The organism is Pseudomonas sp. BN415 (assembly GCF_029871195.1).
Lineage (GTDB): Bacteria > Pseudomonadota > Gammaproteobacteria > Pseudomonadales > Pseudomonadaceae > Metapseudomonas > Metapseudomonas resinovorans.
Genome location: NZ_SSOK01000053.1, coordinates 205,963 through 219,724, shown reverse-complemented (window position 1 = coordinate 219,724; position 13,762 = coordinate 205,963). Strand labels below are relative to the sequence as shown.

Genomic DNA, 13,762 nt, shown 5'->3' with positions numbered 1-13,762 from the left:
CGATTCGTATGAGATTTCCCCATGTCCGCCTGTCAGACGCCGATCATTGTCGCCCTCGACTTTCCCACCCGTGACGCTGCCCTGCGGCTGGCCGACCAGTTGGACCCCAAGCTATGCCGGGTCAAGGTGGGCAAGGAGCTGTTTACCAGCTGCGCTGCGGAAATCGTCTCGACGTTGCGTGATCGGGGTTTCGAAGTCTTCCTCGACCTGAAATTCCACGACATCCCCAACACCACCGCCATGGCGGTGAAGGCTGCTGCTGAGATGGGTGTGTGGATGGTCAACGTCCATTGCTCAGGTGGCCTGCGCATGATGGCGGCCTGCCGTGAAACCCTGGACAAATTCAACGGGTCCAAGCCATTGCTGATCGGTGTGACTGTGCTGACCAGCATGGAGCGCGAGGACCTGGCCGGCATCGGTCTGGATATCGAACCCAAGGAACAGGTGCTGCGCCTGGCGGGCCTGGCCGACAAGGCCGGCATGGATGGCCTGGTCTGTTCGGCCCAGGAAGCCACGGACCTCAAGGCTGCCTACCCGCGCCTGCAACTGGTGACTCCGGGTATCCGTCCGGCCGGCAGCGCCCAGGACGACCAACGCCGCATCCTCACGCCGCGCCAGGCCCTGGATGCCGGTTCCGACTATCTGGTGATCGGCCGCCCGATCAGCCAGGCGGCTGACCCAGCCAAAGCCCTGGCCGCCGTCGTGGCCGAACTGGCCTGATGCCGTTGGTGCGCTGCCCCGACTGGCAGCGCTCCATTTGCGCCGATCAGCGCACTTTCAGCACAAGCTTCCCGAAGTTCTCCCCGCTGAACAGCTTGCCCAGGGTTTCCGGGAAAGTTTCCAGCCCGCTCACCACGTCCTCCTTGCTCTTCAGTTCGCCGCTGGCCAGCCAGCCGGCAATGTCCTTGACCGCCTCGCCAAAGCGCGGCGCGTAGTCGAACACCACCATGCCTTCCATGCGCGCGCGGTTCACCAGCAGCGCCAGGTAGTTGGCGGGTCCTTTCACTGCTTCCTTGTTGTTGTACTGGCTGATGGCGCCGCAAATGACGATGCGTGCCTTGCGGTTGATGCGGGTGAGCACGGCATCGAGGATGTCGCCGCCAACGTTGTCGAAGTAGACATCCACGCCCTTGGGGCATTCGCGTTTGAGCGCGGCGTGGAGGTTTTCGGCCTTGTAGTCGATGGCACCGTCGAAGCCCAGTTCCTCCACCAGATAACGGCATTTGTCGGCGCCGCCGGCAATACCCACAACGCGGCAGCCCTTGATCCGTGCGATCTGCCCGGCCACTCCGCCCACCGCCCCGGCGGCACCGGAAATCACCACGGTTTCTCCAGCCTTGGGCTGGCCCACATCGAGCAGGGCGAAGTAAGCAGTCATGCCGGTCATGCCAAGAGCGGACAGGTAGAGGGGCAGCGGCGCCTGGTTGGGGTCCACCTTTTGGAAGTCGCGCGGTTCACCGAGGAAGTAGTCCTGCACGCCCACCACGCCACAGACATGGTCGCCTACCTGGTAATCGGGGTGCTGAGACGCCACCACCCTGCCAATACCCAGGGCGCGCATCACCTCGCCAATCGCGACGGGGGGGATGTAGGAACGCGCGTCATTCATCCAGCCACGCATGGCCGGGTCCAGGGACAGGTAGAGGTTCTCAACCAGTACCTGGCCGGGGGCGGGTTCGCCTGTCGGGGTTTCTACGTAGGAAAAGGTGTCGCGGGTGGCCGGGCCGACCGGTCGCTGGGCGAGGAGGAACTGGCGGTTGAGCTGGGACATGGCAGGAACTCCGAAAGGGAAAGCTCTGGTGATAGTCCTGCGGGACGGCAGTGGCAAGTTCGGTGGCGGGGCGGAATGTGCCGTCATACATGTCAATGATTCGGCCTTCTGGCTTTCATCAGCGGGCTGGATGGTGTGTCCACCAGAGCCTTGATGATGCTGACGCCGGGCCATGGCGGATGACTAGACTGCGCTGCAGTTTCCATTCCCGTCGAGGATGCACAGATGAGCATGAAGTTCTCCGGCCAGGTTGCCCTGGTAACCGGCGCTGCCAACGGTATCGGTCGCGCCACTGCCCTGGCGTTCGCTGGCGAGGGCCTGAAGGTGGTGGTTTCCGATGTGGATATCGCCGGTGGTGAAGGCACGGTGGAGCTGATTCGTGCCGCCGGTGGCGACGCGCAGTTCATCCGCTGTGACGTGACCCGCGATGCGGAGGTCCAGGCGCTGATGGAGGGGACCGTGGCCGCCTATGGCCGTCTGGATTACGCCTTCAACAACGCCGGCATTGAGATCGAGAAGGGTAAGTTGGCCGAGGGCAGTGAGGCGGAGTTCGACGCCATCATGGGCGTCAACGTGAAGGGTGTCTGGCTCTGTATGAAGTACCAGATCCCGCTGTTGCTGGCCCAGGGGGGAGGCGCCATCGTCAACACCGCGTCGGTCGCGGGCTTGGGCGCTGCGCCGAAAATGAGCATCTATGCGGCTTCCAAGCATGCGGTGATCGGGCTGACCAAGTCGGCGGCCGTCGAGTATGCGAAGAAGAAAGTGCGGGTAAATGCCGTGTGCCCTGCCGTGATCGACACCGATATGTTCCGCCGCGCCTACGAGGCCGACCCGAAGAAAGGCGAGTTCGCCGCCGCCATGCACCCGGTGGGACGCATCGGCAAGGTGGATGAAATCGCTGCGGCGGTGCTCTACCTCTGCTGCGATGCGGCCGGTTTCACCACTGGCCACGCACTCGCGGTGGATGGTGGAGCTACCGCGATTTGATCCAGGCGGCCACTTAGGTTGGGTAGAGGAACGAAACCCAACAGGCGGAATATCAGGAAATGCATCTGCCATTCAGGAAAGAAAAAGGCGCCAATCGGCGCCTTTCTTCATTTGTCCTTGCCGCTATCAAAGTTGAGGATCAACAGCGTCAGCACGCCGGTGATCAGGCCCCAGAAGGCCGAGCCGATGGACAGCAAGGTCATGCCCGAGGCGGTGACCATGAAGGTGACCAGCGCTGCCTCGCGCTCCTTGGGCTCCTGCATGGCGGCCGTCAGGCCGTTGCTGATGGAACCGAACAGCGCCAGGGCGGCGATGGATAGCACCAACTCCTTGGGCAGGGCGGCGAACAGCGCTGCCAGGGTCGCGCCAAAGGTACCGGCGATACCGTAGAAGATCCCGCACCAGACGGCGGCGGTGTAACGCTTGTTGCGGTCCTCGTGGGCATGGGGACCGGTGCAGATGGCGGCACTGATGGCCGCCAGGTTGATGCCGTGGGAACCGAAGGGCGCCAGCAGCAGTGAGGCGATCCCCGTGACCGAGATCAGCGGCGAAGCCGGCACCTGGTAGCCGTCGGCGCGCAGCACGGCAATGCCGGGGATGTTCTGCGAAGCCATGGCGACGACAAACAGCGGAATGCCGATGCTGATCACCGCCGTGACAGAGAAGTCGGGCGTCGTCCAGACCGGTTCGGCCAGGGCGAACTCGAAGCCGCTGAAATTCAGCAGACCCAGCGCAGCCGCCATTACGCAACCCACCAGCAGTGCCACCAGCACGGCATAGCGGGGTTGCAGGCGCTTGAACACCAGGTAGCTGAAGAACATCGCCAGCACCAGGGCGGTGCGATGTTGGGCCGCGATGAAGATTTCGCTGCCGATCTTGAACAGGATGCCGGCCAGCAGGGCGGCGGCTAGCGAGGCGGGCAGGCGCCGCATGAGGCGCTCGAACCCGCCGGTCAGTCCCACCAGGGCGAGCAGCGCGGCGCAGACGATGAAGGCGCCGATCGCCTCGCCGTAACTCACGCCGGGTAGGCTGGTGATCAGCAGGGCTGCGCCTGGTGTGGACCAGGCGACGACTATGGGCGTGCGGTAGCGCAGCGACAGGCCGATAGTGGTCAGGGCCATGCCGATGGACAGGGCCCAGATCCAGGAGGAAATCTGCGCATTGCTCAGCCCCGCGGCCTGCCCGGCCTGGAACATCAGCACCAGGGAGCTGGTGTAGCCGGTGAGCATGGCGATGAAGCCCGCCACCACGGCCGAGGGCGACGAGTCGGCCAGGGGGCGCAGGCGCGGCGGGTTGGCCGGGGTTTCCGAAGTGGGGATCATCAGATCTTTCCGTGCGCGTCGGCCAGGATGGGGTAGAGCGAGGCTACCAGCAGCAGGGCCATGCCGATGTTGAACAAACGCAGTATGCGCGGTTCGGACAGCCAGCGGCGCAGCAGGCTTCCGGCCATGGTCCAGAGTCCGACGCTGGGGCAATTCACCAAGGCGAACAGGGCGGCGATCAGTACCACGTTGACGACGAAATTTTCCTGCGGGGTGTAGGTGGTGATGGCGCCTATGGCCATGACCCAGGCCTTGGGATTGACCCACTGGAAGGCGGCGGCCTGGAGGAAGGTGAACGGTTTCGGTCGTTTTTCAATGCTGTCCGCATCCGGGGCGCCCGAGCCGGCGATTTTCCAGGCGAGGTAAAGCAGGTAGGCGGCGCCGATGTAGCGCAGTGCGATGTACAGCTCGGGAACCTGCTGGAAGACCTGGGACAGGCCCAGACCCACCGCCATCACCAGGATCATGAAGCCGATACTGATACCGAGCATGTGCGGCACGCTACGGCGCACGCCGAAGTTCACACCCGAGGCGAGCAGCATCATGTTGTTGGGGCCGGGCGTCACCGAGGTGACGAAGGCAAAGAGGATGAAGGCGAAGATCAGTTCCAGGTTCATGGCGGTCACCTTGTCGTTGTGTCCGCAGACTAAAGCCAGGCACCGCGCAACGTCCCGATACAGCAATGCGCGCGTTGAGCGTTACAGTCGATTGGCACCCTGCGGATCAGCGGCTACTGTGATGCTTTTGTTGCCTGGAGCCATGCGCATGGATGAGAACCCCTATGCCGCCCCGCGGGTGGATCTGGTGGAAGAAGCAGGACCTCGGCAGATGAACGGCTGGATGCCCGGCCATCTCAGGCTACTCGCCTGGTTGAGCCTGGTCTGTGCGGTGAGTACGCTCATTCTGACCGGGCTTGCCGTGGCTGCCGGCGCTACCGAAGACCCGCTGATGACCAACCTGTCCGACTGGTTCGGCGTGGCCCTGACCCTGCTGGGGTGCTACCTGCTGATCCGTTTCAAGCTGTTCGCCGAGGCGCGATTCTCCGCCGAGGGACTGGCGCCACCGGTCTGGGCAGTGATCATCGGCAGCCTGGTGATCGAGGTGCTGGGCTTTCTAATGGGCGATGCCAGTACCCAGCCGGGCTGGCCAATGCTGTTCTACTTCGGTCTGGTGGCCATGCTCGGCGCCCTGACCGCCTGGTTGGGCGTGCGCCTGCTCAAGGTGCAGAACGCCTATCCGGCGCTGCGGGTCATGGGCTGGCTGGACCTGGTGGGCGGCATCATGATGGCCACCATCGTGTTAATGATGCTCGGTCTACTGCCGCTGATCGCCAGCAACGTGGCACTGATGCTGGTGTTCTTCCGCGGTGCGCGGGAACTGGAGCCTGCTGCCTAACCTTCTGCGGCCTCGCTCTGCCTTGCGGTGCAGAGCGCCTGGTTGACCTCCAGCCAGCCGCGCACCGCTTCTTCCCCGGCCTCGCCAAAGGCGCGTTGCAACAGGCGCGCCTGTTCCCGGCGCAGGGCCTGTTCCAGCTTCGCACCTTCTACGGTGAAACCCAGCAGGCGCTTACGCTTGTCATCAATGGCGGTGACGCTCTCCACCAGCTTCATCTCGATCAGCTGTCGCAGAGGGGTGTTCAGCGCCTGCTTGGTCACACCCAGGTAGCCGAGCAGTTCCTTGACGCTCAGCCCGGGATACTTGGCGATGAAGAACAGGATGCGGTGATGCACTCGCGACAGTCCGCGGCGGGCGAGAATTTCGTCCGGCTTGCTGGTGAAGGCCTGGTAGCCGAAGAAGAACGCTTCCATGGCAGCTTGCTGAACGGCGGAGTTTTTCAGGTCAAGCATATTGACGTATCTGTGGCGGTCGTCGTAGTTTCGGTCAAGCAGTTTGACTTAATTTCCTCGCTTCCGCACCCGGTGACAATCCATGGCCTTCTCTGAACGCATCGCCCGCCTGAAAAGCTCCCTGATCCGCGAAATTCTTGCCGCCGCCCAGCGTCCGGAAGTGATGTCCTTCGCCGGAGGCTTGCCAGCCGAGCCAATGCTGCCGAAGGTGGACTGGGCCGAGATGCCGGCGAGCATGGGCCAGTACGGCATGAGCGAAGGCGAGCCGGCGCTGCGTGAAGCCATCGCCGCCGAAGCGCGTGCTCTCGGCGTGCCCTGTGAGGCGAGTCAGGTACTGATTGTCAGCGGCTCCCAGCAGACCCTGGACCTGGCCTCCAAGCTGTTCATCGATCCGGGCACCGAAGTGCTGCTGGAAGCTCCGACCTATCTGGCGGCCCTGCAGGCCTTCCAGCTGTTCGGTGCCGATTGCATCGCCGTACCCCAGGAAGCGGACGGTCCCGAGATCGCTGCCCTGCGCCAGCGCCTGGAGCAGCACAAACCGTCCTTTGCGTATCTGATTCCGACTTTCCAGAATCCGTCCGGCACCCGCTACAGCGAGGCCAAGCGTGACGCGGTTGCTGCGCTGCTGGACGAGTTCAGTGTGACCCTGATCGAAGACGAGCCCTACCGTGAGCTGGTATTCGACGAAAGCAGCGCCACCCCCATCGTCAGCCGCCTGAAGAAGGCCAGCTGGATCTACACCGGTACCGTGTCCAAGACCCTGCTGCCAGGCCTGCGCGTGGGCTTCCTGATTGCAACGCCGGACCTGTTCCCGCACTTGCTGCGCCTGAAACAGTCTGCCGACCTGCATACCAACCGCATCGGCCAGTGGCAGGCGCTGCAATGGTTTGGCACCGAGCAGTACCGCCAGCATCTGGCCGAACTGCGTGATTTCTATCGCGTGCGTCGCGACTCCATGCAGGCTGAGCTGGAGGAACACTTCGGCGAGCTGGCCACCTGGGAAATCCCGCAGGGTGGGCTGTTCTTCTGGCTGACCCTGAAACAACCGCTGGACACTCGCACTCTGCTAAAGCCTGCACTGGAGCAGAACGTCGCCTTCATGCCGGGCGAGCCGTTCTTCATCGATCCGGACAAGCACCCGGGCCATCTGCGCCTGAACTTCAGCCACGTGGCACCCGAACGTCTGGGCGAAGGTCTCAAGCGTCTTGCCGGTGTCATTCGTCAGGCCCAGGCGGCCGAAGCTGCCTGATCACAGGGGAGGAGAGCGATGTACAAGGTTTACGGCGACTACAAATCCGGCAACTGCTACAAGGTCAAGCTGACCCTCAACCTGCTTGGTCTACCGTATCAGTGGGTGCCGGTGGATATCCTCAAGGGTGAAACCCAGAGCCCCGAGTTCCTGGAAAAGAACCCCAACGGCAAGATCCCGGTCCTGGAGCTGGAAGACGGCACCACCCTCTGGGAATCCAATGCCATCCTGAACTTCCTTGCCGAAGGCAGCGACCTGCTGCCCGCCGAGCCGCGTCTGCGCACCCAGGTGCTGCAGTGGCAGTTCTTCGAACAGTACAGCCACGAGCCTTACGTGGCCGTGGCACGCTTCATCCAGCTTTACCAAGGCATGCCGGAAGATCGACTGGAGGAGTACAAGGTTTGCCAGGTGCGCGGACACAAGGCCTTGAAGGTGATGGAGAAGCAGCTGCAGCGCACGCCGTATCTGGTGTGTGACCATTACTCCATTGCCGACATCGCGCTGTACGCATACACCCATGTGGCTCACGAAGGCGGTTTCGACCTGTCCGGCTATCCGGCGATTCTTGCGTGGATGGAGCGCGTGGCCAGCCATCCGCGTCATGTGGGCATGTTCGACTGAGGCTCTCTCAGCAGCGAAAAAGCAGGCGTAAGCCGGCTTTTTCGTGATGGCGGCTCTTCCGGGTCTGTACTAAGTTGGACGCTTCAGCCCGCCAACGAGCGCAATCCGGAGTGTCGCCCATGAAATACCGAGGCAGTTGCCATTGCGGGAAGATCGCCTTCGAGGTCGAGGGCACCCTGGAACAGGCCATGGAGTGCAACTGCTCGCTGTGCAGCCGGCGCGGCTACCTGCTCTGGTTCGTCCCACGAGAACATTTGAGGCTCTCTACACCGGAGTCCGACCTGTCCACCTACCGCTTCAACCGCATGCATATTGCTCATCACTTCTGCGCCCACTGCGGCTGCGCGCCCTATGGCGAAGCATGCGATCCAAAGGGTAAGGCCATGGCGGCCGTCAACGTGCGCTGCCTGGAAGATGTCCCGCTGGACTGTCTCAAGGTGGTGAAAGTCGACGGCAAGAGCTTCTAGCCCGGATACCTTCGTGCAGAACGCAGAAACGAAAAAGCCGGCAGACGCCGGCTTTTTCGTGGGTGCGAAACTCAGGTGTTGATCAGGCTGAGGAATTCGCTGCGGGTGGCGGCGTTTTCACGGAACTCGCCAAGCATCACCGAGGTGACCATCGAGGAATTCTGCTTCTCTACGCCGCGCATCATCATGCACATGTGCTGCGCCTCGATAACCACGGCCACGCCCAGGGCGCCGGTGACCTGCTGAACGGCTTCGGCGATCTCGCGGCTGAGGTTTTCCTGGATCTGCAGGCGGCGCGCGAACATGTCGACGATGCGTGCGACCTTGGACAGGCCCAGCACCTTGCCGTTAGGGATGTAGGCCACGTGGGCCTTGCCGATGAACGGCAGCAGGTGGTGTTCGCAGAGCGAGTACAGCTCGATGTTCTTCACCAGCACCATTTCGCTGTTATCGGAGCTGAACAGGGCGCCGTTGGTGACTTCTTCCAGCGTCTGCTGGTAGCCGCGGCAGAGGTACTGCATCGCCTTTGCGGCACGCTTCGGGGTATCGAGCAGGCCTTCGCGGGAAACGTCTTCGCCGAGCTGGCCGAGGATCGCGGTGTAATGCTGTTCCAGGGACATGGAAATTCCTGTGGGGATTTACGCAAAAGCGCAGGGTAGGGCGCGAACGGGCGGCTGGCAAGGGTGGGTTGCGCTGAAGGCCTGTCCCGAAGCCGGGTGTTTCACTCGTCGCGGCCGTCCAGCATGGTTCGGCGCAACATCACATAGACTGCGCCAGTTCCGCCATGCTTCGGCAGGCAGGACGTAAAGCCCAGCACCTGCGGGTGCTGGCGCAGCCAGGTATTGACGTGGCTCTTGATCAGCGGGCGCTTGCCGTCCAGGCGTGCTGCCTTGCCGTGGGTGACGCGTACGCAGCGCACTTCGAATCGGGTGGCTTCGGCGATGAAATCCCAAAGGGTTTCGCGGGCCTTCTCAACAGTCATGCCGTGCAGGTCGAGACTGCCGTCGAAGCCAATCTGACCCTGCTTGAGTTTGCGCATCTGGCCTTCCTGAACGCCGTCGCGGGCCCAGTGCAGCTCGTCTTCGGCACCGACGTCGATGACGAACTGATCAGACAGGCCGTCGACCTTGACGCTGGCGACGCTCAGGGTGGCGTTCTGCCTGCGGTTGGCAAGCTGTTTGTGGTCGGCGCGCACCTTGCCGGTGTCGGCGCGATCGCTCCGGATGCGCTTCACACCGCGCATCTGTTCGGCAAACAGGGAGCTATCGTCGTCTACCTGGGCGTTGTCGTGGGTATCGTCTTGCATGCTGGCCTCCGCGAAGGGCGGCTAGTTTACCCAAATACCCCGTGCGGGGCTCAGTCGCGTTTCTTCATGAGGTGAGGTGAGAGACTCAGGCCGCTGCGGCGTCGGGACCACCGTCGGCAGAGGCGCCAGGCGAGTACGCCGATCCACAGGAAGAGCAGGCCGAAGAGCAGCAGTACGATCGCCGCACCCGTGCTGTCGTTGAGGGGGCCGAGGGCGGGCGGGCGGCCGAGGAGGGTGGCGGCGCCAGCCATTGCGAGCAGTACGCCGAAGCTGGCCAATAGCGCGGCGAGCGCCGCTGCGAAACGCCAGCGCCAGCTGCCTGGGCCGCGTGAGCGCAGACGGCGGGCATCGAAACCATCGGATAACTTCATCCGGACGTCCTCTTGCTTGATCGGGGTATGACCGGCGCCAGCTGGCGGTGGTTCCGGTCAACCCCGTCGCGGATGTCGCGGGATATTGCGACGCCTCGTTAGATAAGCGCCTTGGCCTGCGGCACCACACTGGCGAAGTTGTCGGCGAGGGCGATCACCTCGACACGGTGCATGTCTTCCGCGCTGATAACGCCGCCGTCGACGGTTGGCAGGTCGCGGGTCGCGCAGGCTGCGCTCACCAGCGTGCAGCGATAACCATAGTCCTTGGCAGCGCGGACCGTGGTGCTGATGCTGGAGTGGGTCATGAATCCGCAGACGATCAGGTCCAGGTGCCCGATAGCTTGCAGGCGGTCATGCAGGTCGGTGCCGGCGAATGCGTTGGGCAAGCGTTTCTCGACCACGATCTCGCCCGGCAAGGGCGCGACCTCAGGCAGGTGCTCTCCGCGTTCGCCACGGGGATCGAAGATACCGCCGGGTACACCGAGGTGCTTCACATGGACGATGGCGCTACCCATGGCGCGGGCGGCAGCAAGGAGGCTGGCAATCTCGCCGAGGGCGGCATCGAGACCGGGCAGGGCGAGGACGCCGCTACGGTACTCTTCCTGAGCGTCGATGATCACCAGGGTGGCATTGTTCAGGTTCGCCGGCGGATAGCCGCGGCCACTGAGCTGGAACATGGATTTCGGGGCGGACATGCGAATCTCCAGGTACGACATGGCCACTATTGTCCGCCCTGCGGCGCAATAAGTGAACCATGGGCCAAGGTCCAGTTGCCTGGCGAGGACGCGGCGCTCAATCACCACGCGGGCTGCAGGGTGGAATGTGTGGCGTTTTTGGGGTGTCCGTTCGTCGGCGCCAGCGGGCTGCCCCAAGACGGTGGGGGTGTTAGAATCTTCGGCCCGTTTTCCGAGGTAGCTGCCGTGTCCGACTCCCGCCTGCGCACCCTGCGTGACCACATCCGCTGGGCTGTCAGCCGTTTCCATGCTGAGAACCTGTTCTTCGGTCATGGCACCGACAACGCCTGGGATGAAGCCCGTCAATTGGTGTTGGGCGCACTGCACTTGCCTTACGAGATTTCTGACAGCTACCTGGACTGTCGCCTGGAAGAGGACGAATGCGCTCACCTGCGCGAGCTGTTGCGTCGGCGCATCGACGAGCGTGTTCCGGTGGCCTACCTGCTGGGTGAAGCCTGGTTTTGCGGCATGCCTTTCGTGGTCGACGAGCGGGTGCTGGTGCCTCGCTCGCCCATCGCTGAACTGATTCAACAGCAGTTTGCACCCTGGCTGCCCCAGGATCCGGCGCGTGTCCTCGACCTCTGCACGGGCTCCGGCTGCATCGGTATCGCCTGCGCCCATACGTTCGCGCACGCGGAGGTAGTGCTCGCTGACCTTTCCTTCGACGCCTTGGAAGTCGCCAACCTGAATATCGAGCGCCATGGCCTGGAAGAGCGCGTCTACACGGTACAGGGCGATGGTTTTGACGGCCTGCCGGGGCAGCGCTTCGACCTGATCGTGTCCAACCCGCCCTATGTGGATGCCGAAGACTTTGCCGACATGCCGGCTGAATACCATCACGAGCCCGAACTGGGCCTGGCCTGTGGCAATGATGGTCTGGACCTGGTGCGGCGGATGCTGGCCGAGGCGGCTGACCACCTGACCGAGAAGGGCTTGCTGATTGTCGAAGTGGGCAACAGCCAGTTGCATGTCGAAGCGCTTTATCCGGAGGTGGATTTCCTCTGGCTGGACTTCGAGCATGGCGGACACGGCGTATTCATGCTCAGCGCCAGGCAGTGCCGGGAACACCAGTTGTTGTTCCGCGCGCGACTGAATCCCTGACCCTTCGGGTCAGCGGGTGATGATCCAGATCAGCAGACCCGCCTGAAATACCGCGAAGGCCACCAGGCAGGCGATGGTAAAGCGCAGGCCGCTGTCTTCGCGTTTGTAGAGGGCGATGCGCTCTTCAAGTTTGCGAATCTCCACCTCCTGCCGCCGCAAGTTCTGGTCAGCCTGTTCGAGCATCGCGGCGGCTTCCTGCAAACCCACCAGTTGGACCTTCTCGCGGTGCCAGTCACCGTGCAGTTCGCTGATCCGGCCAGCGCTGTAGCTTGCCTTCAGCTGCAGGTTGTCCAGGTAATTGATCTCGAATCCCTGTGCCTTGAGAACGTGGTCGCGACGTAGGCGCGCCTCGTTGTCCAGGGCGTCCTTGGCAGGCAGGGCGCCGCCCTCTAGACGATAGTGGGCCCAGCGTTGCTTGGCCCAAGCGATGCCCTGGGCCAGTAGAAAGCGTCCCAAACCGCGGTTCTGCGGTTCCAGTTGCAGGCCGCCGTCCGGGCCGAAGCGGACTTCCTTGTTGCGGTGGTCGGCCCAGACCTCCAGCAGGTTCTGCTCCTTACGCACCTTCTGGCCGGGAAGCCCGATGCTCAGGCGCAGCACGCTCTGCTCCTTGTTGTGCCGTTCCACTCGGCCCAGTTCGACAAAGCGCAGAGGCCGTGTGCCGGTGTGGCGGTCGATGGGTTGGGGGGCGAGGCGTAGCAGGTCGAAATGCTCGGCCGCCAGCTCCGCCCAGGGATGGGGCGGGGGGGCGGCTTCTGGGGTGCTCTGCTGTTCGGCTGGGCTTTCGCTCATCGGGAAGTACCTTGCAAGAACCTGCGACGACGGACTTGGTACGTCAGTGCTGATTCTGTACGTAATTGCCCGTGCCAGGCGAGATTTCCTACAGAATCCTTCGCCTTTATCGACCGTTCTTCGTATTTCTGGAGTCGGGCAGTGCCTGAATGAAGGCCAGGATGCGCTCGCCCAACTCTCGTGCCAGGGGCCGCTGTGGGTCGCGGTAGGATGCCATCTGCTGCTCCATATCCATGGGCACGATACGCAGCATATGGTTCATGCCCTCGATGATGGCCAACTGGGCGTCCGGTTTGGCGGCCTTGAGCAGCTCGGCATCGCTCACGCTCACCTGAATATCGTGGCTGCCTTGCAGGATCAGCGCGGGTATCGGCAGCCGGCCGAATGCCCGCGCCGGGTCCTGGCGAAACAGGGAAATCAGGTAAGGCTGCACGCTAGGGCGGAAGAGTACTTCCAACGGTTGCGGCACTTCGGCCACCTGCTGGCCTGCCCGCAAGCTGGTCAGCAAGGCTTCGCTCTGGGTCAGCAAGGGAGGGGGCAGGCGGTCCTGCAACTGGTCGCGCAGCAACTGGTCGATCGGGCGGGCGCTACCGGAAATGCTGACCAGCGCATCAGCGCCCGCTTTTGCCGCCGCGAGGCTGGCAATCAGCGCACCTTCGCTGTGACCGATCAGGATCAGTTGGGAAAACCTCGTGTCCTGCTTCAGCTGTTGGCCCCAGGCTGCGGCATCACCGGCGTAGAGCTCAATGCTGAGCTGGCGCTCATCCGCTCCTGCGTCCTGGCTGGCGGCAATGCCGCGCTTGTCGTAACGCACGCTGGCAATTCCATTGCGCGCCAGCAACTGGGCAAGTTTCTTCAGGCTGTCATTGCGCCCGCCGAGGGGATTGTTGCCATCACGGTCGGTGGGGCCGGAACCGGAGATGATCAGCGCTACCGGCACGGGCTGATCGGTCTTCGGGCGCAGCAAGGTACCGCGCAGGATGCCGCTGCCGGTGTCCAGTTCGATCGGGCGTTGCAGCACGCTCTGGGGGGCGGCCTGGGCCAGACCGGCAAGAAGGGGAAGGATCAGCATTAGAAGTCGCAGCATTGCTTTGAAGTCGATATCCGGAATGGCGGGTTGGACGCGGCAGCGAGCGCAAGGTTCGAGGGGTGAACTGGCCGGACGCCGCGGGTATACTGCTCGACCTTCGAACGAGG

At 63.2% G+C, this 13,762-nt stretch carries 17 protein-coding genes; 7 read left to right on the top strand and 10 right to left on the bottom strand.

Annotation, left to right across the window (positions count from 1 at the left end; all coding sequences use genetic code 11):
• Positions 1-21: 21 nt before the first annotated feature.
• The gene (gene pyrF / locus E8F20_RS14185) at positions 22-720 is read left to right on the top strand and encodes an orotidine-5'-phosphate decarboxylase (protein WP_280284270.1); all 699 of its coding nucleotides are present in this window, start codon (positions 22-24) and stop codon (positions 718-720) included.
• Positions 721-766: 46 nt separating this feature from the next.
• Here the strand turns inward: pyrF and E8F20_RS14180 are convergent, their stop codons facing one another.
• Positions 767-1,771, bottom strand: a complete 1,005-nt coding sequence (locus tag E8F20_RS14180) for an NADP-dependent oxidoreductase (protein ID WP_280284269.1) — start codon at positions 1,769-1,771, stop codon at positions 767-769.
• Positions 1,772-1,996: 225 nt separating this feature from the next.
• On the opposite strand from E8F20_RS14180, the gene E8F20_RS14175 reads away from it, so the two are divergent.
• Complete coding sequence (locus tag E8F20_RS14175; RefSeq protein WP_280284268.1) at positions 1,997-2,758, top strand: SDR family oxidoreductase; 762 nt, start codon at positions 1,997-1,999, stop codon at positions 2,756-2,758.
• Between the two features lie 107 nt (positions 2,759-2,865).
• On the opposite strand, the gene E8F20_RS14170 is transcribed toward E8F20_RS14175, so the two are convergent.
• Entirely contained in the window at positions 2,866-4,080 is a 1,215-nt protein-coding gene (locus tag E8F20_RS14170) for a benzoate/H(+) symporter BenE family transporter (RefSeq protein WP_280284267.1), read from the bottom strand.
• Positions 4,080-4,697, bottom strand: a complete 618-nt coding sequence (locus E8F20_RS14165) for a LysE family translocator (protein WP_280284266.1) — start codon at positions 4,695-4,697, stop codon at positions 4,080-4,082. Before E8F20_RS14165 ends, E8F20_RS14170 begins: the two co-directional genes overlap by 1 nt.
• A gap of 148 nt (positions 4,698-4,845) precedes the next feature.
• Here E8F20_RS14165 and E8F20_RS14160 point away from each other — a divergent pair, with 148 nt between their 5' ends.
• Positions 4,846-5,475, top strand: a complete 630-nt coding sequence (locus E8F20_RS14160; protein ID WP_280284265.1) for a hypothetical protein — start codon at positions 4,846-4,848, stop codon at positions 5,473-5,475.
• On the opposite strand, the gene E8F20_RS14155 is transcribed toward E8F20_RS14160, so the two are convergent.
• A complete protein-coding gene (locus E8F20_RS14155; RefSeq protein WP_280284264.1) occupies positions 5,472-5,927 on the bottom strand; it encodes a MarR family transcriptional regulator in 456 nt (151 codons plus the stop codon). The two genes, E8F20_RS14160 and E8F20_RS14155, sit on opposite strands and share 4 nt — an antisense overlap.
• 82 nt (positions 5,928-6,009) lie before the next feature.
• Here E8F20_RS14155 and E8F20_RS14150 point away from each other — a divergent pair, with 82 nt between their 5' ends.
• From E8F20_RS14150 to E8F20_RS14140, 3 genes are all read left to right on the top strand, one after another.
• Complete coding sequence (locus E8F20_RS14150; RefSeq protein ID WP_280284263.1) at positions 6,010-7,176, top strand: PLP-dependent aminotransferase family protein; 1,167 nt, start codon at positions 6,010-6,012, stop codon at positions 7,174-7,176.
• Between the two features lie 18 nt (positions 7,177-7,194).
• Positions 7,195-7,797: a glutathione S-transferase family protein gene (locus tag E8F20_RS14145; protein ID WP_280284262.1), complete on the top strand. Its 603-nt coding sequence runs from the start codon at positions 7,195-7,197 to the stop codon at positions 7,795-7,797.
• Between the two features lie 119 nt (positions 7,798-7,916).
• Entirely contained in the window at positions 7,917-8,264 is a 348-nt protein-coding gene (locus E8F20_RS14140) for a GFA family protein (RefSeq protein WP_280284261.1), read from the top strand.
• A gap of 71 nt (positions 8,265-8,335) precedes the next feature.
• Here the strand turns inward: E8F20_RS14140 and folE are convergent, their stop codons facing one another.
• The 4 genes from folE to E8F20_RS14120 all read right to left on the bottom strand — a co-directional run bounded on the left by folE (position 8,336) and on the right by E8F20_RS14120 (position 10,636).
• Positions 8,336-8,884, bottom strand: a complete 549-nt coding sequence (gene folE, locus E8F20_RS14135; RefSeq protein ID WP_280284260.1) for a GTP cyclohydrolase I FolE — start codon at positions 8,882-8,884, stop codon at positions 8,336-8,338.
• Between the two features lie 101 nt (positions 8,885-8,985).
• A complete protein-coding gene (locus tag E8F20_RS14130) occupies positions 8,986-9,570 on the bottom strand; it encodes a Smr/MutS family protein (RefSeq protein ID WP_280284259.1) in 585 nt (194 codons plus the stop codon).
• Between the two features lie 50 nt (positions 9,571-9,620).
• Entirely contained in the window at positions 9,621-9,941 is a 321-nt protein-coding gene (locus E8F20_RS14125) for a hypothetical protein (protein WP_280284258.1), read from the bottom strand.
• A 98-nt stretch (positions 9,942-10,039) separates the two neighbouring features.
• Entirely contained in the window at positions 10,040-10,636 is a 597-nt protein-coding gene (locus E8F20_RS14120) for a cysteine hydrolase family protein (RefSeq protein ID WP_028627816.1), read from the bottom strand.
• A gap of 225 nt (positions 10,637-10,861) precedes the next feature.
• Between E8F20_RS14120 and prmB the strand changes: the two genes are divergently transcribed.
• Positions 10,862-11,776, top strand: a complete 915-nt coding sequence (gene prmB / locus E8F20_RS14115) for a 50S ribosomal protein L3 N(5)-glutamine methyltransferase (RefSeq protein WP_280284257.1) — start codon at positions 10,862-10,864, stop codon at positions 11,774-11,776.
• Positions 11,777-11,785: 9 nt separating this feature from the next.
• Here the strand turns inward: prmB and E8F20_RS14110 are convergent, their stop codons facing one another.
• The gene (locus E8F20_RS14110; protein WP_280284256.1) at positions 11,786-12,565 is read right to left on the bottom strand and encodes a hypothetical protein; all 780 of its coding nucleotides are present in this window, start codon (positions 12,563-12,565) and stop codon (positions 11,786-11,788) included.
• Between the two features lie 106 nt (positions 12,566-12,671).
• Positions 12,672-13,652 carry an alpha/beta fold hydrolase gene (locus E8F20_RS14105; protein ID WP_280284255.1) on the bottom strand — a complete coding sequence of 327 codons (981 nt, stop codon included), beginning with the start codon at positions 13,650-13,652 and terminating at the stop codon, positions 12,672-12,674.
• Between the last annotated feature and the right edge of the window lie 110 nt (positions 13,653-13,762).